Origin of the sequence: Curtobacterium sp. PhB190 (assembly GCF_004365385.1) — a bacterium.
Taxonomy (GTDB): domain Bacteria; phylum Actinomycetota; class Actinomycetes; order Actinomycetales; family Microbacteriaceae; genus Curtobacterium.
In genome coordinates this window covers 13677-34523 of the sequence record NZ_SODN01000013.1, presented here as the reverse complement: position 1 = coordinate 34523, position 20847 = coordinate 13677, and the positions used below count along the sequence as shown (strand labels likewise).

At 70.6% G+C, this 20847-nt stretch carries 19 protein-coding genes; 5 read left to right on the top strand and 14 right to left on the bottom strand.

Going from position 1 to position 20847, the window contains the following annotated elements; all coding sequences use genetic code 11:
- Positions 1–33 precede the first annotated feature (33 nt).
- On the bottom strand, positions 34–717 hold the full coding sequence (locus tag EDF47_RS17750; protein WP_123339147.1) for an SDR family NAD(P)-dependent oxidoreductase: 684 nt from the start codon (positions 715–717) through the stop codon (positions 34–36).
- Positions 718–818: 101 nt separating this feature from the next.
- Between EDF47_RS17750 and EDF47_RS17745 the strand changes: the two genes are divergently transcribed.
- The gene (locus EDF47_RS17745; protein ID WP_123937270.1) at positions 819–1661 is read left to right on the top strand and encodes a helix-turn-helix transcriptional regulator; all 843 of its coding nucleotides are present in this window, start codon (positions 819–821) and stop codon (positions 1659–1661) included.
- 141 nt (positions 1662–1802) lie between these two features.
- Complete coding sequence (locus tag EDF47_RS17740) at positions 1803–3296, top strand: putative Ig domain-containing protein (RefSeq protein ID WP_131881042.1); 1494 nt, start codon at positions 1803–1805, stop codon at positions 3294–3296.
- A 91-nt stretch (positions 3297–3387) separates the two neighbouring features.
- On the opposite strand, the gene EDF47_RS17735 is transcribed toward EDF47_RS17740, so the two are convergent.
- Positions 3388–4170 carry an SDR family oxidoreductase gene (locus EDF47_RS17735; protein WP_123937268.1) on the bottom strand — a complete coding sequence of 261 codons (783 nt, stop codon included), beginning with the start codon at positions 4168–4170 and terminating at the stop codon, positions 3388–3390.
- An 86-nt stretch (positions 4171–4256) separates the two neighbouring features.
- Here EDF47_RS17735 and EDF47_RS17730 point away from each other — a divergent pair, with 86 nt between their 5' ends.
- Positions 4257–5105: a helix-turn-helix transcriptional regulator gene (locus EDF47_RS17730; RefSeq protein ID WP_133938941.1), complete on the top strand. Its 849-nt coding sequence runs from the start codon at positions 4257–4259 to the stop codon at positions 5103–5105.
- Between the two features lie 10 nt (positions 5106–5115).
- On the opposite strand, the gene EDF47_RS17725 is transcribed toward EDF47_RS17730, so the two are convergent.
- The 4 genes from EDF47_RS17725 to EDF47_RS17710 form a co-directional block, all read right to left on the bottom strand.
- Positions 5116–5865 (bottom strand): hypothetical protein, encoded by a 750-nt coding sequence (locus EDF47_RS17725; RefSeq protein WP_131922061.1) that lies wholly within the window; start codon positions 5863–5865, stop codon positions 5116–5118.
- Positions 5866–5959: 94 nt separating this feature from the next.
- Entirely contained in the window at positions 5960–6265 is a 306-nt protein-coding gene (locus EDF47_RS17720; protein WP_165932417.1) for a Dabb family protein, read from the bottom strand.
- A 29-nt stretch (positions 6266–6294) separates the two neighbouring features.
- On the bottom strand, positions 6295–7182 hold the full coding sequence (locus EDF47_RS17715) for an SDR family oxidoreductase (protein WP_131881036.1): 888 nt from the start codon (positions 7180–7182) through the stop codon (positions 6295–6297).
- Between the two features lie 121 nt (positions 7183–7303).
- Complete coding sequence (locus EDF47_RS17710; protein ID WP_131881034.1) at positions 7304–8035, bottom strand: S1 family peptidase; 732 nt, start codon at positions 8033–8035, stop codon at positions 7304–7306.
- 148 nt (positions 8036–8183) lie between these two features.
- On the opposite strand from EDF47_RS17710, the gene EDF47_RS17705 reads away from it, so the two are divergent.
- A complete protein-coding gene (locus tag EDF47_RS17705; RefSeq protein ID WP_131881032.1) occupies positions 8184–8666 on the top strand; it encodes a hypothetical protein in 483 nt (160 codons plus the stop codon).
- A gap of 16 nt (positions 8667–8682) precedes the next feature.
- Here EDF47_RS17705 and EDF47_RS17700 read toward each other — a convergent pair whose 3' ends face one another.
- The 3 genes from EDF47_RS17700 to EDF47_RS17690 all read right to left on the bottom strand — a co-directional run bounded on the left by EDF47_RS17700 (position 8683) and on the right by EDF47_RS17690 (position 13505).
- Positions 8683–9732, bottom strand: a complete 1050-nt coding sequence (locus EDF47_RS17700) for a carboxypeptidase-like regulatory domain-containing protein (protein ID WP_131881030.1) — start codon at positions 9730–9732, stop codon at positions 8683–8685.
- Between the two features lie 236 nt (positions 9733–9968).
- Entirely contained in the window at positions 9969–12104 is a 2136-nt protein-coding gene (locus EDF47_RS17695; protein WP_165918707.1) for a metallophosphoesterase family protein, read from the bottom strand.
- A gap of 114 nt (positions 12105–12218) precedes the next feature.
- Positions 12219–13505 carry a HupE/UreJ family protein gene (locus EDF47_RS17690; protein ID WP_131881028.1) on the bottom strand — a complete coding sequence of 429 codons (1287 nt, stop codon included), beginning with the start codon at positions 13503–13505 and terminating at the stop codon, positions 12219–12221.
- Between the two features lie 122 nt (positions 13506–13627).
- Here EDF47_RS17690 and EDF47_RS17685 point away from each other — a divergent pair, with 122 nt between their 5' ends.
- Entirely contained in the window at positions 13628–14362 is a 735-nt protein-coding gene (locus tag EDF47_RS17685; RefSeq protein WP_131881026.1) for a hypothetical protein, read from the top strand.
- Between the two features lie 23 nt (positions 14363–14385).
- On the opposite strand, the gene EDF47_RS17680 is transcribed toward EDF47_RS17685, so the two are convergent.
- The 5 genes from EDF47_RS17680 to EDF47_RS17660 all read right to left on the bottom strand — a co-directional run bounded on the left by EDF47_RS17680 (position 14386) and on the right by EDF47_RS17660 (position 20792).
- Entirely contained in the window at positions 14386–15309 is a 924-nt protein-coding gene (locus EDF47_RS17680; RefSeq protein ID WP_208321002.1) for an ROK family protein, read from the bottom strand.
- Positions 15306–16994, bottom strand: coding sequence for an ABC transporter ATP-binding protein (locus EDF47_RS17675; protein WP_133938939.1), 1689 nt, complete (start codon positions 16992–16994; stop codon positions 15306–15308). The genes EDF47_RS17680 and EDF47_RS17675 overlap by 4 nt, the downstream gene beginning before the upstream one ends.
- Positions 16994–17887, bottom strand: coding sequence for an ABC transporter permease (locus EDF47_RS17670; protein ID WP_133938937.1), 894 nt, complete (start codon positions 17885–17887; stop codon positions 16994–16996). Before EDF47_RS17670 ends, EDF47_RS17675 begins: the two co-directional genes overlap by 1 nt.
- Positions 17888–17942: 55 nt before the next feature.
- The gene (locus EDF47_RS17665) at positions 17943–18902 is read right to left on the bottom strand and encodes an ABC transporter permease (protein WP_123294582.1); all 960 of its coding nucleotides are present in this window, start codon (positions 18900–18902) and stop codon (positions 17943–17945) included.
- Between the two features lie 93 nt (positions 18903–18995).
- Positions 18996–20792 carry a peptide ABC transporter substrate-binding protein gene (locus EDF47_RS17660; RefSeq protein ID WP_133938935.1) on the bottom strand — a complete coding sequence of 599 codons (1797 nt, stop codon included), beginning with the start codon at positions 20790–20792 and terminating at the stop codon, positions 18996–18998.
- Positions 20793–20847 lie beyond the last annotated feature (55 nt).

Below are 20847 nucleotides of genomic sequence, written 5' to 3'. Positions count from 1 at the left end.
CAGCTGGCACCGTGCCTCCAGTCCGTCACGACGTCACCACCCGAGCGGCTGGCCGTCCTCCAGGAACACGCCGGTCGGGCCCTCCGGGCCCACGCTCGCGGCGGCCGCGACGGTCGCCGCGCTCACCTCGACGGGGCGACCGTGCGGGTTCGGCACCCCACCGAGCTCGGTCGCCGTGTAGCCGGGCTCGAGCACCACGAAGCGCACCTCGGGTGCGATGCGGGCGTACTGCACCGTGAGCATCGAGACGGCCGACTTGCTCGCGCCGTAGACCGCGGCCTGCACGGTCGACGCCGCACTGTCCGGGTCGTGGACCGCCGTGAACGAGCCGAGCGCGCTGCCGACGTTGACGACGAGGGGGCTGGCCGATCGGCGCAGGATCGGCAACGCGGCCTCGGTCGTGCGGACGATGCCGACGGCGTTCGTGTCGAACACGGCGAGCGCGTCCGGTCCGTTGAGACCCCACATCGCGATGCCGGCGTTGTTGACCAGGACGTCCAGGCCGCCGTTCGCGTCGATGTGCGCGAAGGCTGCGGCGACCGAGTCGTCGTCGCGGACGTCGAGCTGCACGGAGCGGGCGCCGATCTCGGCGGCGACGGCCGCTCCCTGGTCGGCGTCGCGAGCGCCGATCCAGACGGTGTGGCCGGCTGCGACGAGCTGGCGGGCGGTTTCCTTGCCGAGGCCACGGGTGGCGCCGGTGATGAGTGTCGTTGTCATGGGTCCAGCGTCACGCTCGACGCGGTCGGCAGGGAGTCGCCCGGTTGTCGTAGGACTGGTGGGGCCAGGACGCGGCCGCGACGTGCGCGCAGACTGGGGGCATGGCGGACACGGACTTCGGGCACACCCTGCGACGGCTCCGCGACCACGTCACCCCGGCTGCGGCCGGCATGACCGTCGGGCCACGACGTCGGGCGGCGGGACTGCGGCGTGAGGAACTCGCGGGCCTCGCGGGGATCTCCGCCGACTACCTGACCCGCCTGGAGCAGGGTCGCGCGACGTCGCCGTCCGCCCAGGTGGTCGAGGCGCTGACGCGTGCCCTCCGGGTCTCGGACGCCGAACGCGAGCTGCTGTACCGGCTCGCCGGGCACGCGGCCCCGGGCGCGGACGTCGTGCCGTCGCGGATCCCGCCGAGCGTGCAGCGGCTGCTCGACCGGCTGGCGGACACCCCGGTCGCGGTGCTCGACGCCGCCGGGAACCTGCTCGTGACCAACGCTCCGCACGAAGCCCTGATGGGGCCGATCGGCGGGATGCGCGGGAACGAACGGAACACCGCCTGGCGGCACCTGGTCGGTGCCGGCAGCCGCGCCGTGCACACGCCCGCGGAACAGGCGGCGTTCGAGGAGAACCTGGTCGCCGGACTCCGGATGACCGCGGCCCGCTACCCGCTCGACCGGCAGTTGCAGCAGCTCGTGCGGGACCTGCGGGCGGCGAGCCCGCGGTTCGTCGAACTGTGGGACTCGGGTGCGACGGCCCTGGGCGAGACGGCCCGCCGCAAGGTGATCGACCACCCCGACGTCGGGCTCATCACACTCGATTGCGACACCCTGGTCGTCGGGCCGGAGGACCTGCGGATCCTGGCGTACACGGCGGTGCCCAGGTCGGTGGACGCCGAGCGGTTGGCGCTGGCGATCGTGCTGGGGACGCAGTCGTTGGTGGAGTGAGCACTCGCCCCCAATTCGTGGGGGATGCTCGCGACGTGGCCCTCAGCCCGTTCCAAGGTTGGCTACGATCCGAGAGCGCCGGCTTCCGGCGATCTCAGACGTCCGGTCTCCTGCCGGACTGCACACCCGAGGGGACCACCCGTGCAGCACAGCACTGCAACACTTCGACGCGCCTGCGCGATCGGCGCGACCATCGCCGTCATCGGCCTGAGCACCGGCTTCGGCGCGTTGACGGCCACGACCGCCTTCGCCGACGAGCAGCCCGTCGCGCCGACGAGCACCGCGACCGCGTCCCCGGCGCAGGGCACTGACAGCACGGCCGACGGCGCTGACGAGTCGGCTCCGCCGGTTCCCGCGGCGACGTCCACGCCGACGGCCGAGGCGACAGCTGATCCCACCGCGGAACCGTCCCTGCCGGTCAGCACGCCGGCCGCGACTGCGACCCCCGATCCCACCGCGCCCGTCACAGCAGAACCGGCCGCGACGCCGACCGTGACGATCACCGGGGACGCGACCGTCGGCAGCACCCTGACGGCGACCGGGCACGACTTCACCGGCGAGCTGACCTACACGTGGGCCAGCGGCGACGCGATCCTGCCGACCACCACCGACTCGTACGTCGTCGCTGCCGCGGACGCCGGCAAGACCATCAGCGTCACGATCACCAGCGACACCGACGAGTCCGCGACGACCACGACGGCCGTCGTCACGCACGCGGCGGCCTTCCCGGAGGCCTCGACCGAAGACGACCCGATCACGTTCTCCGCGGTCGCAGGTGAGCGTTTCACCCACACGTTCGCCGCAGAGGGCTTCCCCGCACCGACGTACTCGGCCGCCTACTACTCGCTCGACGATCCGTACGCGAGCGAGGACGACGGTGACGAGTCCGGGTACCTGCCGTACGGCCTGTCCCTTGACCACGCCACCGGCGCGCTCTCCGGGAAACCCCGCTACTCCGGCACCTACGCGTTCCGCATCGTCGCGACGAGCGGCACCACGACCGCGTCGCAGTACGTCAACATCACGATCGACGCCGCCGCACCGCTCGGCGTGGAGGTCACCGCCGAGGACAAGGACACCTTCCTCACCGCGCACTCCACCAGCTGGGTCATCGAACGCGACGGCACCGTCTGGACGTTCGAGAACGAGACCACCCGTCAGCCCGACGGCGGGTACATCGGGTTCGGGGCCGGGTTCGAGGGCGGCCAGCCCACCATCGACCAGGGCGGGACCCTGCTCGTCAGCGGCCACCTGGTCGACCGCTTCGGCAACGAGGTCGACGACGCCGACGGCTACCCGGTGCCGTTCACGGTGACCTCGGATCACCCTTCCGACGTCATCACGCCGAGCCGCGATCCGTGGGTCGCGACCGACGTCACGTTCCCCGAGGCGTCGACGCACTCCCTCGAGGTCGCCTCGAGCGGGTTCGCCACCGCCTTCGCGGTCGACGTCCAGCCCACCGCGGCTCTGGCCGTCTCCCCCACGGGCACGGTCGCCACTCCGACCGTGACCACGGGCGAGCTCGCCTACACGGGGTCGGACGCGATGCACCTGCTCCCCTGGGCCGGCGGTCTCGCCGTCATCGGTGCCGCGGTCGTCGCACTGCAGGCCGTCCGCCGCCGGAAGCAGCACTGACGGGTGCACGAACAAAGGCCCCGCAAGCGGGGCCTTTGGCTGGCGACGTTCCGGTAGCCGGCCCGTCGTGCTTCCAGCGTAGCGGTGGGCGTCAGGCCCCGGCACCCCCGTCGACCGGAACGATCGCCCCCGTCACCATCGCCGCGCGGTCGCTGAGCAACCACGCGGCGACCTCGGCGACCTCCGCTGGCTCAGCCATCCGCCCGAGTGGGACCGAAGCGGTGATCTGGGCGGTGACGCCAGGCGTCGCCGCCTCCCACGCTTCGATCATCTCGGTCGCGGTGCCACCCGGCGTGATCCCGTTCACCCGGATGTGCTCGGGCGCCCAGGTCACCGCGGCCGTCTCGGTGATGCTGTTCAGTGCGCGCTTCATCGCGCCGTACGCCGGCAGCGCCGGGTTCGCGCGGCGGCTGCCGATGCTCGACGTGTTGACGATCGCGCCGCCGCCGGAGCGACGCATCAGCGCGGCCTCGGCGGTCATCGCCACCCAGTGACCGCGGAAGTTCACGGCGAACTGGGTATCGATGTCCTCGTCGCTGGTGGTGTCGAGCGGTCCGGGCTGCTGGATCGCGGCGCCGTTGTTGAACGCCCCGTCGAGTCGGCCGTGCAGCTCGTCGACCTGCTCGACGGCCGCGCGGATGCTGTCCGGGTCCGCGAGGTCGAGTGCGACAGCGTCTGCCGTGCCCCCGGCCGCACGGACTTCGGCGACGATCCCCTCGAGTGCGTGGGCGCTGCGGGCAGCGAGGACCACACGGGCGCCTTCATCCGCGAAGAGCCGAGCAGCCGCGGCGCCGATGCCACGGCTCGCGCCGGTGATGAGGATGACCTTGTCGGACAAGAGGCCGATCGGGTTGGATGTGATGTCGTTCGTCATGCGCTCAGCGTCACGCCGAGGGAGCGTGCGGATACAGGTACGAGCGGTACCAGGATCTCCGGCCGGAACCGGTGGAGACTCGGGTCATGGACAAGCCGGAACTCGCCGCCTTCCTCCGCTCACGACGTGAGCGGTTGCGCCCCGAGGACGTCGGACTGCCGACCGGGTCGCGCCGCCGGACGCCTGGCCTCCGCCGTGAGGAAGTAGCGGTCCTCGCCCACATCTCCACGGAGTACTACGTCCGGCTCGAGCAGGGGCGTGCGCCCCGCCCGTCAGCAGAAGTACTCGCCGGAATCGCAGGATCGCTCCTGCTGACATCGGCGGAGTCGGAGCACCTGCACGCCTTGTCCGGCACGGCACCGTTGCAGGTCGGCCGAGTCCAGCGTGACGTGCGCCCGAGCATCCTCGCGCTCGTCGAACGATTGCCGCAGACCGCTGCGATCGTCTTGTCCGCCAGCTTCGAGGTCCTCGCCTGGAACCCCCTCGCGGCGGCGCTCATGGAGGACTTCGCGTTGCTCGCACCGGCCGACCGGAACCTCGCCCGCCGCGCCTTCCCGACCGAAGCCGTCCACCAGGCAGCTCGGCCCTACGGAATCTCGGACGGCGCCGAGTTTCAGCGGCACGTCGTCATGCAACTTAGGACGAGCCGAACGCGGTACCCGGACGACCCTGACGTCGTCGGTCTCGTCGAGGAACTCCGTGACGGCAACCCGGTGTTCGCGCGCCTGTGGGGTCGCCACGACGTGCAGACGACACCGGTGCTCACCAAGACGTTCGACCACCCAGCGGTGGGGGCGGTGACGGTCGACTGCGACAGCCTCGCGTTGACGGATCGGGACCAGCACCTCGTCCTCTACACGGCCCCGCCCGGGTCACCCGATGCCGACGCGCTCGCGCTCCTCGGCCTGCTGGGTGTCGATTCCCCCAGTCGGTAACGACGGCCCGTCAGGCGCAGTACTCGTACGGCGGCATGGCGACCGCACCCACCCAGATCATGCCGACCGTCGCGCCGTCCTCCCCGAGCTGGAACGTGATGTAACTTCCGCCGATCTGGACACTCCACAGCGAGAACGGTCCTTGTTCCTCGCCGTAGGTGCCCGTGTACTGCAGGTCCGGGTACGCGGACTGCACCTCGGCCAGCGCAGTGCCGACACCGATCCCGGCTGCGGTCTCGGGCGAGTTCGTCGTCACCGGTTCCGGGCTCAGACCGCCGACGGCGACACCGGCCACGTTGCCGCCGCGCGGGACGACAGCGAGCCAAGGCGCATCGGCGCTCTCCCAGAACGAAGTCTCCGGGCTGGCCGGGCACGCATCCGAGCTGCGGGTGTAGGCCGCAGACAGGTCGTCGATCTCCCCCTGGAGTTCGCCACCGAGGGCGATCGGGCCGACCTCCTCCGCCGAGATCGTCCAGGTGGCGGGGTCCGACAGGCTGAACGCCGCCTCCGTCGCGGTGGGGGTCGGCGTGCTCGTGTCTGCCGTCGGCTCCGGCGGCGCGACGGCACTCGCGGTCGCGGTCGCGATAACGGTCCGGGTCGGCGTCGAAACCGGCGCTCCGGAGCATGCTGCCAGCACAGTCGATGCCATGAGCGCAATGATGATCCCGGTGGTCCGGACGGCACCCTTCACAAGGCCGCCACCGTCGTCCAGCAGTGGCTTCGTACCGTCCTGCACGCGCGGGTTCTGGTTGCCGGGCATCGTCTGTTCCCTCCGACGGCGGATGTCGAGCAATCCACCGTACGTCGACGCCCGACGGGCAACGGGCCCCCCGGCGTCCATCGCAACCAGAGCGTTACTTGGCGGCTGCGTCCTCGACGTCGAACACCACGACCCGGGCACTCGCACCACCGATGAACTCCGCCACCGGCCGGTGCTCCGGATGCGGCAGGTACCCGGCGAGCGCTGCCCGATCGCGGAACCGGACCACGAGCATCCAGTGGAACCCGCCCTCCAGACGCTCGGTGCTCACGCTCGTCCCCGACTGCACGGACTCGACACCGTCGATCCGCGGCAGGTGCTCGCGCGACAGGGCGTCGGCCTCGGACGACCGGTCCGCTCCGTCCCACTCGACCAGCACGGTGTGCGTCACTCCTGACACGTGGTCTCCTTCGTCTGTCACGACGCCGATCAGAACGCGGGCGTTCCGCCGGCGATCGTGATCGTCGACCCTGACTGGTAGCTCGACTCCGGGCTCACCAGGTGCACGTACGCGGCACCGAGCTCGGCCGGCTGTCCGGGCCGACCGAACGGCGAGGTCTCGCCGAAGTGCGACACGGTTTCGGCGTCGTCGGATCCCGGCTGCAGCGGCGTCCAGACCGGTCCGGGGGCGACGGAGTTCACACGGATGCCCTTCGGCGCGAGCTGCTGGGCGACGGCCTCGGTGAAGAGCTTGATCGCACCCTTCGACACGGCGTAGTCGATCTTGTCGGCCGAGGGAGTCGACGCCTGGATCGAACCGGTCGTCACGATGGTGGAGCCCGGCTCGAGGTGCGGCACCGCTGCCTTGGTCAGCCAGAACAGCGAGTAGATGTTGGTCTTGAACGTCGAGTCGAACATCGACGTGTCGAGGGTCAGGATGTCCTCGTTGCTGTCCATCCGGCCGGCGACCATGACCAGGGTGTCGAGGCCGCCGAACTCGTCGACGCCCTTCTGCACCAGGTCCTTGCAGTACTGCTCGTCGGAGATGTCCCCGGGGAAGAGCACGGCGCGACGCCCCTCGGACTCGAGCAGGTCGCGGACCTGTTCGGCGTCCTCCTGCTCGTCCGGCAGGTAGGACAGCACCAGGTCGGCACCCTCACGCGAGAGGGCGATGGCGGCGGCGCGACCGATGCCGGAGTCGGCGCCGGTGATGATGCCCCGGTAGCCGGTGAGGCGTTCCCGGCCGACGTAGCTCTCTTCGCCGTGGTCGGGCTTCGGGTCCATCTTCCACGCGGCACCCGGCAGCGACTGCTCCTGCTTCGGGTACGGCGGGGCCGGGTAGAGGGTGTTCGGGTCGCGCTTGTCGTACTGGCTCATGCGTTCCACTGTCGTCGTCGCGCGTGGACGCGCGTTCAGCCGCTGCGGTCCTGGGACACGGCTGATGACTGACGGGAGGCCCGTGGCGGCGTCGCCACGGGCCTCCCGTCCATCAGTCGCTTCAGACGCCGGCCGTGGTCCGGATCCAGGACGAGGCCTGCGACAGCAGGGCGTAGTTCGAGCCAGCCTTGGTGTCGGCGCCGGGGTCGGCGCTGTCACCGGTGGAGCAGACGGCGACGACCTTGCCGTTCACGAGCAGCGGGCCGCCGGAGTCGCCGTGGTTCGAGGCGCCGGTCACGCCGGTGAGGTGCTGCGCACGACCGCTGTACGCATCGGTGCTCGCACCGGTGAGCGAGACGGTGGCCTGGTAGAGCCCGTCGGACTGGGTCGCGTTCGCGCGCAGGCCGTAGCCCTGGACGGTGCCGGTGCCGCTCGACTTGGCGGTCGCGGTGAGGTCGAGGGGCGCGTAGGTGGACAGCGAGTAGGCGGTCCGCAGGTGGACGAGCGCGATGTCGCCCGCGGGCGAGGCGCTGACTCGGTCGACGGCGACGGCCGTGCCCCGGTTGGTCGTGGAGTTCGAGTGGTAGACGTTCATCGCGCCGATGCCGTCGATGCAGTGACGGGCGGTGAGGATCCACGAGGCGTTGATCTGCTCGCCCGTGCAGTTGCTGACGTAGCCCGACGGGATGGAGCCGCCCGACGCTTCGAGCTGGACGGCCCACGAGGTGGTGGGGGCCTTCTCGCCACCGACGACCTTCGTGCTGGCCGGCAGTGCCGAGGCGGGTGACGCGGCGAACACGCCCGCGGTGATGACGGCCGCGGCGGCGAACGCGGCTGCGATGGACTTCTTCATGACGACTCCTCTGTCGGGGGAAGCACCTGACCCGTTGCGTTGTGCAACTGGTCAGCATCCTGACCCTCGTTCGGGGGCCGCGCCAGTCCGCACTTCGGCGGACGGGGCCGCCCTAGGATCGTGTCGACCGGGAAACCGAAGGAGCGACATGAGCACGAACACCGCTCGGAGGACGCGCCCGACCGTCGTCACCATCGCGTCCGGCATCTGGTGCGCTGTGGTGCTCGTCCGCCTCGGGTTCCTGGTCGTCGCGGTGGTGAACACCAACGGTGGGCTCGCCGTCGCACTGGTCGGCGCGTTCATCGGCCTCGCCTTCGCGGCCCTGTTCGTCTGGCTGGCGATCCGAATGGCCCGCGGATCGGGGTCCGCACGGCTCTGGCTCGCCATCGTGACCGGCTTCGCCGTGGTGAACACCGTGGTCGGGCTCGTGCTCGGCGCAGGGGCCGTGGGCTTCCTCTACCCGATCGCCCTCGTCGCTGCGACGGTCCTGAGCTACCTGCCGACCACGCGAGGGTTCTTCCCGAAGACCGAGCGCCGCGTTCGACCCGCCGAACCCCGCACGGTCGGCTGGGACCCGACGACAGGTGAACGCATCACCGAGCCGGCACCCACCGACGGACGCGCCGGCTGACGGATCAGCGGCCCCGTCAGTGGGTGCTCCAGAACGAGATCGACCGGCTCTCGTCGCGGATGACGATCGTGTGCGACGCCGCGCGGTCCGCGACGGGCCGGTTGCCCTCACCGCCGTACCAGTACGACACGTACCGGCGCTGGGTCGGCGACCAGCCGACGACCTCGACCTTGTAGCGTCCGGGGCTCAGGACTGCGCCGAAGGTCCCGCCCCGACCGGGCGACCAGTAGCTCAGGTGCGTGTCGAAGGTGCTGCCGATCGACTCCCCGTACACGTGCACGGTGGCGCCGGTGAAGTCGGTGTCGAGCTGCGGGTTGAGGATCCCGGTCAGGGTGACGCCCCGGGTCGAGCTCGCATCGATGCCGTCCACGACCGTCTCGGTGCGGCCCCCGGCCTGGTGCGCGACCCGGACGTACGAGCGCTCCGCAGTGGAGCCGGGATCGCGGTGGAAGCCCCACGACTCGTTGCGCAACGCCGGCCACGAGTCGAGCGTCTCGTCGTGCGCGTTGACCTGCACGCTGTAGTCGTCGCTCGGCAGGCCGTGCACCCAGTAGTGACCGTCGGGCGAGGTGACGGTCCGCCGCACGGTGCCGGTGTTCCAGCCACGGACGACGACCGCTGCGCCGGACAGGTCCGCGCCGTACGGGTTGTGGGCGGTGCCGCCGATCGAGGCACCCCGCCGCATCACGACCACGACGGTCTCGTGCCCGCCGGCGCTGACCACGACGCCGGTCCGCTCCGCCGGGACCACGTCGTCGAAGCCGTACGAGCCCTCGCGCTCACCGTGCAGCGTCCAGGTGCCTGCCGGGACCGCGTCGAACGTCATCCGGCCGCGGCGGTCGCTCGTCGCCGAGTCAGCGGTGCTGCCGTCCGGGGTGCGGAGGTCGACGACCACGCCCTCCATCGCGAGCGGCCGCTTCTCCGGGTCGGTCAGCATGACGGTGAGCGCACCGTCGTCCGGAGCGGCCACCGCCGCGGTGACGGGCGCGATGACGGGCGCGATGAGCACGCCGATCAGTGTGAGTGCGGTCGTGATCCCGACCGTCGCGCGTCGTCGTCCCGTCATGGTGTGCCCCTGGTCCCCTGGTGGGGCCGCCCCTGGCCCCGGTGGTGTGGAGCGTAGCCGCGACCCGCGCGGAGCGCGCGGTCGCTGTCACCGATCGCTCACAAGCACCATCTGTGACCGAACGCTCACACAACGCGTTCGGAGCCGATCGATCCCACGGAGACCTGCGGCCGCGCGGCACGAGGGCCCCGCGACCGGAGTCGCGGGGCCTTCGCTGGTGCGCTGGTGCGCTGGTGTTACTTGATGACGATCGACTGCACCGGGCTGGTGCTCGTCGTCAGGCTGTCGGTGCCGGCGAAGACGGCGTGCAGCTTGTGCGTGCCCTTCTTCAGCGCGAGCGCCGAGGTGACCTTGCCGTTCTTGACGGTGACGGTCGCCAGGCGCTTCGTGCCCTGGTAGATCCGCGCGGTGCCGTTCACGGTGAAGCCCGTGGCCTTGACCTGCACGGTCGCCTTGCCGCCGCTGTACTTGAGCGCCGTCCGGGACGGGGCCTTCGTGACGGTGACGGTGGTGGCCTTCGCGGTCGCCGAGTCGGTGCCCGAGAAGGTCGAGTCCGCGTTGACGAACTTGGCGGTGAGCGAGTGCGTGCCGATGGCCAGGGCGCTCGGGAGCGTCATGGTCGCGGTGCTGTTCTTGACGGGGACGGTGCCGAGGACCTTCTTGCCGTCCGAGACCGTCAGCGTGCCCTGCTGCTTGCCGATGCCACCGGCGATGGTCGCGGTGACCGTGGCCGGCTTCGCCGCGTTGACGGTCTGCGACGCGGCGGAGACCGCGAGCGTCGTGGCGGTCGCGGGCAGCGTGGCGTGCAGGTCGAACTGGTCGACGGTCGAACCGATCGCGGCCGGGTCGGCGGTGGCGGTCGGTTGGAGCGTCACGCCGCAGCTGTCGACGTTGCCGTGCTGGACCGCCGAGTTGAGCGTGGTGCAGTCGCCGGCGCGGATGTCCTGCACGGAGAGCTTCTCGTCGGTGACCGAGACCTTGACGAAGGAGCGGACGTGCTCCTGGTTCTCGACCGAGTTGGCCCAGTGGCGCTTGCCGGTCGGGTCGAGCGGGTCTGCGCCGTAGCCGCTCTGGGTGGCGTCCGGAGCGGTCAGGTCGTAGTACTTCGAGCCGGAGGCCGAGTTCGCCGTCATGTAGATGACGCCGCCGGGGCCGGAGAAGACCTCGGGAGCAGCGGGCTGCTCGTTGACGTTGGCCTTCTTGCCGTTCTTGATCGCGTAGCTGCGCGAGTAGGAGTGGTCGTGGCCCTGCAGGACGAGGTCGACACCCATGTCGGAGAACGCACGCGTGAAGTCGAACCGGCGCTGCTGGTTGTCCTTGTCGTTCGCGTGGTCGGCCGGCGAGTAGATCGAGTGGTGGTAGACCAGCGTGGTCCACTTCGCGTCGTCGCCGTAGCGGTTGATGACGTCGCGCACGTAGTTCACGTGGGCAGCGTCCGATCCGGCCGCGTAGGCGTTCGAGTTGATGTCGATGAACAGGACGCCCTTGTACATGTACCAGTAGTCGCCACCCGAGTTCGCGGTGGTGTTGCCGCCCGGGTAGAAGTCCGGCACCTTGAGCGAGTTCGGCACCTGGTTGTGCTGCTCGTACGCCTTGCCGCCGACGTCGTGGTTGCCGATGGTCGAGGCCCACGGGTAGCGCTTGAGGACGTCGCTGCTGTCGGCGAACGCGCCCCACTCGTACTCGTTGTTGGCGTGCTCGATCTGGTCGCCACCGGAGACCAGGAGCTCGGCGTCCGGCTCGGTCGTCGTGGCGTACCGCAGCGTGTCCGCCCAGCCGGCGCCGTCGTCGTCGACGTAGCCCGACGAACCGATCTGCGGGTCACCGAAGAACAGGAAGTCGAAGTCGCCGGAGAAGCTCTTCGTGGTGAAGGTGTACGACGCCGACCAGGCCGACCCGTCCGCCGCACCGACGTGGTACGTGTACGAGGTGTTCGGCTCGAGGTCCGAGATCGTGGCGTGGGCGTTGATGTAGCCCGACTCGGCGGCGATGCCGTCGATGCTCTTCGTGTTCGAGTCCGTCGTGCTCGTGTCGACTGCGGTGTTGGCGGCCTTCGACGCGGCGATCGTCGACTTGGCGTCGGTGAAGACCCCGTCGGTCATCGACGCGGTCTTCTGGATCTCGAGCGACTGCGCGACGTTCGTCGGGAAGTACCACGAGGCGATGCGCTGGCTCTCGGTGGCACCGACGCCCAGCAGGATGTGGAGCGGGCCGCCGGTGGAGATGTTGGTGGTGGGGGTGTTCGTCGCGGCGGATGCGACGTTCGTGCCGACCATCGAGGCGCCGGCGATGAGCGCGGCCCCGAGGACGGCTCCGCACACGCGGAGGGTGGTGGTTCTGCGCCGTGTGGTGGCGCCGGACAGGAGACTCATGGTGGTCCGTTTCTCAGACGTGGGATGGTGCAGCACGGAAGACTCTGCATGCACTGCGAAACGTCTTGGTAAACGCTGAGTGACAAGTCGTCGCTGTTCAGGAGCGGACCACCGTCATCCCGCTGCGAGCCGCTCGACGAACCAGATCATCCCCATCACGAACACCCCGGCGGTCACGACTCCGGTGACCCAGAGCGAGACCCGGTGGGCCTTCCGACGCAGGAGGGACAGCGGTGGGAAGACGATGACGATGATCGCGAGCTGCACGGCCTCGATGCCGACGTTGAAGACGAGGAGCGACACGAGCAGCTGCCACGAGAACGCCTCGTGGATGCCCAGCGCCCCGGCGAACCCGAGCCCGTGGATCAGCCCGAACGCGAACACGACGGCCAGGCGTGTCCAGCCCGCCCGGTCGAGCGAGAAGTGCCCGTGTTCACCGACCACGAGTTCGTCGGCGCGCGACCGGCGCCGCCAGAGCCGCCACAGGTACCAGCCGGCCACGGCGGCGATGGACAGGGCGATGAGCGGCTCGACGACGATCGCGGGCGGGCTGACCACCCCGAGCGCGGCGAGGATGAACGTGATCGAGTGCGCGATGGTGAACGCCGACGCGGTGTAGACCACCTCGCGCAGGCGCCGTGACCCGGCGATGAGCGCGACGAGGAACAGGATGTGGTCGATGCCGGTCAGCAGGTGCTCGGCACCGAGGCGGAAGAACTCCCAGAAGCGCTGCCCGGCCGACTGCTCGGTCGAGAACGACGGCTGCGAGGCGTCGAGCGTCGCTGATCCCTGCTTCGCGTCGACGTCGTAGGTGACGATCGTCTTGGTGTCGCGCACGAAGGTCTCACTGTCCGGGAACAGTGTCGACGTCACGACGTGTCCGGTCTGCGTCTCCGACGGCTCCGGGCAGGTGAAGTCAGCCGTCACGTGGGCGTACGGCACCTCGTCCTGCAGGTCGACCGTGACGCTGTCGCCGAGCACGCCCGTGCAGGCCTGCCCACCCGCGCCGGACACCGAGAACCGGTCGAACACGTACTTCCCGAGCGCGTCAGTGTGCGCCTCGGCCGCCGACACCATCCCCGGGAAGTCGCCGTCGTCCCAGGCCGCCTGACCCTGCGTGTGGAACGCGTCGTCGTGCTCGCTCGTGGCGACCGACACGAGCATCAGGTCGTACTCGAGCCCGAGCTCCGCGTGCACGACGGTCGGTTCCGTCGATGTCACCTTCGCGTAGACGACCGAGCTGAAGCCGTGCGCCGATGCCGGCGACGCCCCGGCCAGCACGCCGACGACGAGCACCCCGAGCAGCAGGAGCGCGGCGACGACCCGTGCGATCAGCGCGGACGGGCGGGACGGACGGGCAGGGCGGGCGCGCAGCAGCGCGACGGGGGTTCCGGAAGGCACGCGCAGACGATCCGGCCCTCGGACGACCGGCAGGTGAACAGGTGGTGACCAGCAGTGGGACAGGTGCCGGACAGCCGCCGGAGCCGGCCCGGTGCGGCACACCGACGTGTTTCGATGATGCAGTGACCCGCCTCGCTGCCCGGACGACCGTCCTGCTGACCACCGTCGCCCTCGTCAGCACCGGCGTCGCCCTGCTGGCCGGGTGCTCGGCGACACCCGGCGGGACCGACACTGGAGCCGGAACCGACGCCGGCGACGGCACCGGCACGTCGGCGACGGCGCACGCCACGGCCGGTGCCCTCGGCGCGGGCTTCTCCGACCCGACGCAGCCGCCGGCACCCGAGGCCACCATCCACCCGGAGCCGGGTTCGTGGTCCGGGGTCCACGCCCCCGACGACTACGACGTCGTACTCCTGTCGGACGCCGGTGACGCCGACGACGCCCCGACTCGGACCCTGCTCGACGCCGTCGCGTCGTGGGCGGCGGACGAGGACGTCACCGTCACGAGGGTGTCGGCGACGGACGCCGACGACCGGATCGCGGCGGTCACCCGGGCGATCGACGAGCGGTCCGACCTGGTGATCAGCGTCGGCAACCACATGGTCGACCCGCTCGCCGCGGTGTCGCCGACGGCGCTCCACCAGCAGTTCCTGGTCGTGGGTGCCGAGATCGCCGAGCCGACGTCGAACGTGACGGCCGCGGACTGGACCGGCGGCGGCTTCCGTGGCGAAGGACTCGGACCGTCGAGCCACTACGACCCGTCCACCTTCACGGAGGAGCGCGCCGACCGCGCACTGCGCGCGGGTCTGGCGGCCGTGCTGCACGACCTGCGCGGCATCGTCGTCTGGTTGCGCTGACCCGACCCGCCCCGGGTCCGTCGCTACGCCGGCTCGGCCTCGAGCACGAGCGCGCGCACCTGCGACGCGGCACCGAGCGCCACGGCGTCCGACCCGAGGGTCGACTGCGCCAGCCGGATCGTCGCACCGCTCACCGGGGGCTCGGCCGCGATCGCCGCGGTGATGGCCGGTTCGAGCAGGTCCCACGACCGCGCGATGCCGCCGCCGATCACGATCGTCGTGACGTCGAGGATCCCCGCGGTGAGCAGGGCGGCGCGCGCCAGGCCCCACCCCGCGGCCTGGAAGACGGCAGCGGCGTCCGTGTCACCGGCACGTGCGGCGACGGCGACGTCACGCGCCGACAGCCGCCGGCCGGATCGTTCGGCGTACCGGTCGGCGATGCCACGCGCGCCCGCGATCGTCTCGAGGTGTCCGATCTGTCCGCAGGTGCACAGCGCGTCACCGAAGCCCGGCACGTGGCCGATCTCACCGGCGGCGCCGCGCGGCCCCGCGAACAGCCGTCCGCCGAGCACGAACGCACCGCCGACCCCGGTGCCGAGGGTCATCCCGAGCACGTCGGACTCCCCCGCGACGGCACCCGTGGCGATCTCGCCGAGCAGGAACGCGTTCACGTCGTTGTCGAGCGTCGCCGGCACGCCGAGGGCGTCGTTGACCGCGCGGGTCACGCCGTAACCGGCCCAGCCGGTGAACGAGTTGCCCGTCACCAGGACGGTGCCCGTGGCAGCGTCGACCACGCCGGCCGCGCCCACCCCGACACCCGTCAAGGAGGCCCGGTGCCGGACGAGCAGGCCCGTCACCGCCCCGACGGCGGCCGTCACGATCGCCGCCCCGCCCGCGTGGGCGGGCGTCGGCAGGTCGACGCGGTCGACGACCTCGAGGTCGGGGGTCGTCAGGACGACCTTGGTGTTCGTGCCGCCGACGTCGACGCCGGCGATCACCCGGGTCACGCGGTCACCGCCGCGAGCGAGGCGAGGCGCTCGGTCCGCCGCTGCCGTTGCAGGACGGGGTCCGGCACCGGCACGGCGGCGAGCAGGCGCCTGGTGTAGTCGGTGGTGGGGTGCAGGAGCGTCGTGCCGGTGGTGCCCTGCTCCTCGACGACCCCCTGGCGCATCACGACGACGCGCTCGGCGAAGTGCTGCACCACGGCCAGGTCGTGCGAGACGAACAGGCACGCGAAGCCCAGGTCGTCCTGCAGTTCGCCGAGGACCTCGAGCACGGTCTCCTGCACGCTGACGTCGAGCGCCGAGGTCGGTTCGTCGGCGACGAGCAACCGGGGCTCGAGCACCAGGGCACGGGCCAGCGAGACCCGCTGGCGCTGCCCACCCGAGAGCTCACGCGGGGCCCGGGACGCCAGCGACCGCGGCAGCCGGACGGCGTCGAGCACCTCGTCGATCCGGCGGCGACGGTCCGCCGACGACATGCCACGGCGGTGCACGGCGAGCGGTTCGGCGATGCACTCCGCCACGGACATCCGGGCGTCGAGCGAGGCCACCGGGTCCTGCAGCACGACGCCGATGCCGGACCGGAGTGCCCGCCGGTCACGACCCTTGGCGCTGCGCAGGTCCTGCCCGAACAGCGAGACCGTGCCGGACGTCGGCGTGATGAGCCCGAGCGCCACCCGGGCAGCGGTGGACTTGCCGGAGCCGGACTCGCCGACCAGGCCGACCGTCTCGCCCGCGTGCACGGCGATGTCGATCCCCTGCAACGCGTGGACGGCGCGCGCCCCGCGCCCGAACGTCACCGTGACGTCCCGCAGGTCGACCACCGGAGCCGCACCGGGCCTCCCGGCCACCGCGTCAGCGGACCCCGTGTCGACCGCAGCGGCGGGACGGTCGCCCGCCACGTCGAGCCGCGGCACCGCGGCGAGCAGCCGCTTGGTGTACTCGTGCTCCGGACGGAGCAGGACGTCCTCGACGCTGCCGGTCTCGACGATCTCGCCCTGCAGCATGACCGCGACGCGGTCCGCGAAGTCCGCGACGACGCCCATGTTGTGCGTCACGAGCAGGACGCCCGTGCCGGTGTCGACGGCGAGCTTCCGGAGCAGTTCGAGGATCTCGGCCTGCACGGTCACGTCGAGGGCGGTCGTCGGCTCGTCCGCGATGAGCAGCTTCGGCGAGTTCGCGATCGCCATCGCGATCACCACGCGCTGGCGTTGCCCACCCGACAGCTGGAACGGGAACGACCGCGTGCGCGACTCGGGGTCGGGGATGCCGACGCGGCGGAGCAGGTCGACGGCCTCGGCCGCGGCCTGCGCGGCGGTGACCGTTCGGTGGTTCCGGATCACCTCGGCGATCTGCGCGCCGACCCGGGTGAGCGGGTCGAGGGCCGTCGCGGGCTCCTGGAAGACCATCGACACCGTCGAGCCCCGCAGGGCACGGAGCGACGGTTCGGGAGCACCGACGACCTCGTGACCGGCGACGAGCGCGCTGCCCGTCGCCGTCGCGTTGCCGGAGAGCAGCCCCATCGCGGCGAGCGCCACCGTGGACTTGCCGGAGCCGGACTCGCCGACCAGGGCGAGCGTCTCGCCCGGCGCGACCGTCAGGGACACGCCCCGCACGGCTGACACGGTGCCGGACTCGGTGCTGAACGAGACGCCGAGGTCGGTCGTCCGCAGGATCGGTTCGGTGGTCATCAGCGGCCCCTCACGTCGAAGGCGTCCCGGAGTCCGTCGCCCACGGCGTTGAACGCGCAGACGATCAGGATCACGGCCAGACCCGGGGGCACGATGAGCCACCAGCGTCCGGAGTACGCGGCGGTGAGTCCCGCCGAGAGCATGCCGCCCCAGTCCGTCGCGGGCGGCTGCACGCCGAGCCCGAGGTACGAGACGTAGGCGACGAGCAGGATCGCGTCGGCGACCTGGAAGGTCGCGGCGACGACGATCGTGGACACCGAGTTCGGCAGCAGGTGCTTGCCGATGGCGCGGGCGTGCGAGCCGCCGATCGCGCGCAGGGTGAGCACGTAGTCGCGGTTCTTCAGCGTCAGGGTCTCGGCGCGGATCAGGCGGGACGGCACCAGCCACGACACCAGCCCGAGGATCAGGATGAGCCCGGCCACACCGGGGGTCGTGATGGCCGAGATGACGAGCAGGATGAACAGCGCCGGGATCGCGATGCCCGCGTCGACGACGCGCATCATCAGCGCGTCGACCCAGCCGCCGACGTAGCCGGCGACCGAACCCCACAGGGTGCCGACGACCGTGGCCAGGACCCCGGCGGCGATGCCGACCATGAGCGAGACCTTGCCGCCGTACATCAGCCGGCCGAGCACGTCGTGGCCGACGGCGTCGGTGCCGAGCCAGTGCGCCGCGCTCGGTCCCTGGTTGGCCTGCTCGAGCATGGTGTGGGTCTGGTCGGTCGGGTACAGGAAGGGCCCGACGAAGCAGAACAGGACGATGACGACGATCACGGCCAGGCCGATCACGGCGAGCGTGTTGCCGCGGAACCGGCGGGCGGCGAGCCGGAACCCGGTGGCCGCGACGGTGACGGGAGCGCCCGGTGCTTCGGGTGCCAGTTGTACGGCGCTCATGCGCGGCTCGCCTTCACGTCATGGGTGGACGCAGTGTCGATGATTGACGCGGCGGTCATGCGCGGCTCGCCTTCACTCGCGGGTCGATGAGGGACTGCGCGACGTCGGCGAGCAGGGTGCCGATGACGGTCGCGATGGAGATGACGAGGACGCAGCCGAGCAGCGTCGGGTAGTCCGACGACTGCGCCGCGTTCCAGAACAGGAGCCCCATACCGGGGTAGTTGAACAGCTGCTCCGTGACGAGGGCGCCGCCGAACAGCACGGGCAGGTAGTAGCCGAGCATCGCGACGACGGGCGTCAGCGAGTTCCGGAACACGTGCCGGCGCAGGATCGTCATCGTCGAGGCACCACCGGCGCGGGCGGTGCGGACGTAGTCCTCCTGCAGGTTCTCGAGGGTCGAGGCTCGCATGTACCGGCTGAACACGGCGATCATCGCGAGCGCTCCGGTGACGACGGGCAGGACGAGCCCGGCGGGGTCCTGGAACACCTCGGCGAGCGTGGTGCCACTCGGCGCCTGCGACGGCAGCCACGGCAGCTGCTGGCTGAAGACGATGATCAGGATGAGCCCGAGGAAGAACGCGGGCGTCGAGTAGAACACGAAGGCCAGGGCGGTGGCGGCGTAGTCGACCGCACCGTTGCGGCGGGCCGCCTGGAGCATGCCGACCGGGATCGCGATGACGAGCCCGAGCACGGCGGAGATGCCGGTGAGCACGAGGGTCTTCGGCAGGCGCTCGGCGATGAGCTGCGAGACCGGCTCGTTGAGGGTGTACGAGGTGCCGAGGTCGCCGGTGAGCAGGCGTCCGAGGAACCGCAGGTACTGCACCGGCAGCGCCTGGTCGAGTCCCTGCGCCTGGTTGAACGCGGTGATCTGCGCGGGCGTCGCGGAGACGCCGAGGACACCGCGGGCGGGTCCGCCGGGCAGCGCATGCAGCAGGCAGAACACCACGATCGTGACGATGAGGATCACCGCGAGCGCCTGCAGGACGCGCCTGGTGAGGTAGAGAGCTGTGGTCATGCGGCTTCCGATGGTCGGATTGGAGACGTGCGAGGGACGGGAGGCGCGGTGCGCGTCGGGCGCGCACCGCGCCTCCCGTCCGTGGTCACGGTCTTACTTGTTCCACTTCCACTGGGCCGGGTGGAAGTTGGCGAGCGAGTCCTGGTCGAACCCGGACAGGCCCTTCTTGACGACCGAGATCTGGTAGTCGGGGCTCGGCAGCCAGATCACCGGCAGGTCCTTCGCGACCGCGGCGCTGTAGTCCTGCACGGCGGTGGCGTCGGTCGAGGTGGTGGTCGCGTCGATGAGGTCGTCGACCTCGCTGTTCGAGTAGCTGCCGAAGTTCGCCGAACCCCCGGTCGAGAAGAGCGACTCACCGGTCGGGTAGGCCGGGAAGTACCAGCTGCCCGCGGTGCCGAAGAACGACAGGTCCCAGTCGCAGCTGGCCTCGTCGCTCGTGCAGGTCGGGGTCTGCGACAGCACGCTCGACACCGGCGCGGTCTTGATGGTGAAGCCGATGCCGGTCTTGGCGAGCGAGGACTGGATCGCGCTCATCATGTTGTCGGTCACGGTCGAGCCGGACTGCGACAGGACACCCATGGTGAACTTCGTGCCGTCCTTCACGCCCTCGCCGCACTGGCTGTCGGACGTTCCGGGGTCGGTGCAGACCATCGTGCCGCCCTGCTCCTCCCAGCCGTGGCTGGTGAGCAGGTCCTTGGCCTTCGACGTGCTGAACGGGTACGGGTTGTCCTTCTGCACGTCGGAGACGTAGTCGGACTCCTGCGCCTGCGGGATCGGGCCGTAGGTCGAGGTGGCGGTGCCGTTGAAGACGACCTTCGACAGCGACTTCTGGTCGATCGACATCTGCACGGCCTGGCGGGCGTACAGCTGCTTGAAGACGGCGCCCATGTCCGGGTTGTTGAAGTTGTACGGCATGTAGGTGATGGCCCAGCCGGTCCACGGCTCGACCTCGTAGCCCTTCGCCGTGAACGAGGACTCCTGGTCCATGTCCGTGGCGTTGATGTAGCCGTAGTCGACCTCGCCGGAGCGGACCGCGTTCACCTCGGCATCGGCCGTCGTGAACGGCAGCAGGTTGACCGTCGCGATCGAGGGCTTCTCGCCACCGTCGTACTTCGTGTTCGCGGTGAGGGTGACCTTGCCGGCGGTGGTGAACGCCTTGACACCGTAGGGACCGGAGATGGTCTTCCACAGGTCGTCGGTGGCGTAGTCGGAGATCTTGCCGGCCGCGGTGTTCAGGTACTTCCAGACCTGCTTCGCGCCGGCGGTGGTCTCGTCGGCGTCGGTGACCTTCGCGCCCGCGCTCGTCTTGTCCCAGGCGTGCTGCGGCAGCGGGATGATGTGGCTCAGCTGGTTGGCGAGCATCCAGTCCGAGTTGTACGCCTTGTCGAACGTGATCGTGAAGTGGGTGTCGTCGACGGTCTTGAACGAGGTCCAGTTGTCCGGCGCCTTGCCCTTCGAGTACGAGCCCCACTGGTCCTTGTTCGCCTTGATCAGGTTGAACCAGAACTCGACGTCGCGGCTGGTGATCGCCTCGCCGTCGGACCAGTGCCGGTCACCGAGGGTGATCTCGACGCTCTTGCCGTCGTCGGCGAACTCCGCGTCCGTGGCGACGGACCCGTCCTTGTTCCACGCGATCTTGCCGGTGGAGCCGTCGTACGCGACGAGCGGCTCGTACAGCGACTGCGCGATGGAGCCGTTGTTCGTGTTGAGGTGCGCGGCGGTGCCGATCGGCAGGATCCAGTTGGGCGTGAAGTTCGCAGGAAGGGCGTAGTTGATCTCGTCTGGATTCGCGTTCGAGGTGGCGGAACCGCCCCCGGAACATCCGGCGAGCAGGGCGCTCACGGCGATCGCTGCTCCGGTGAGGAGCGCCCAGCGGCGGGGCTTGGTCATGTGTGTCTCCTGGTGCGTGGGAGTTCTGGGGAGGTGGAGCACGCGTGCCGAGCGG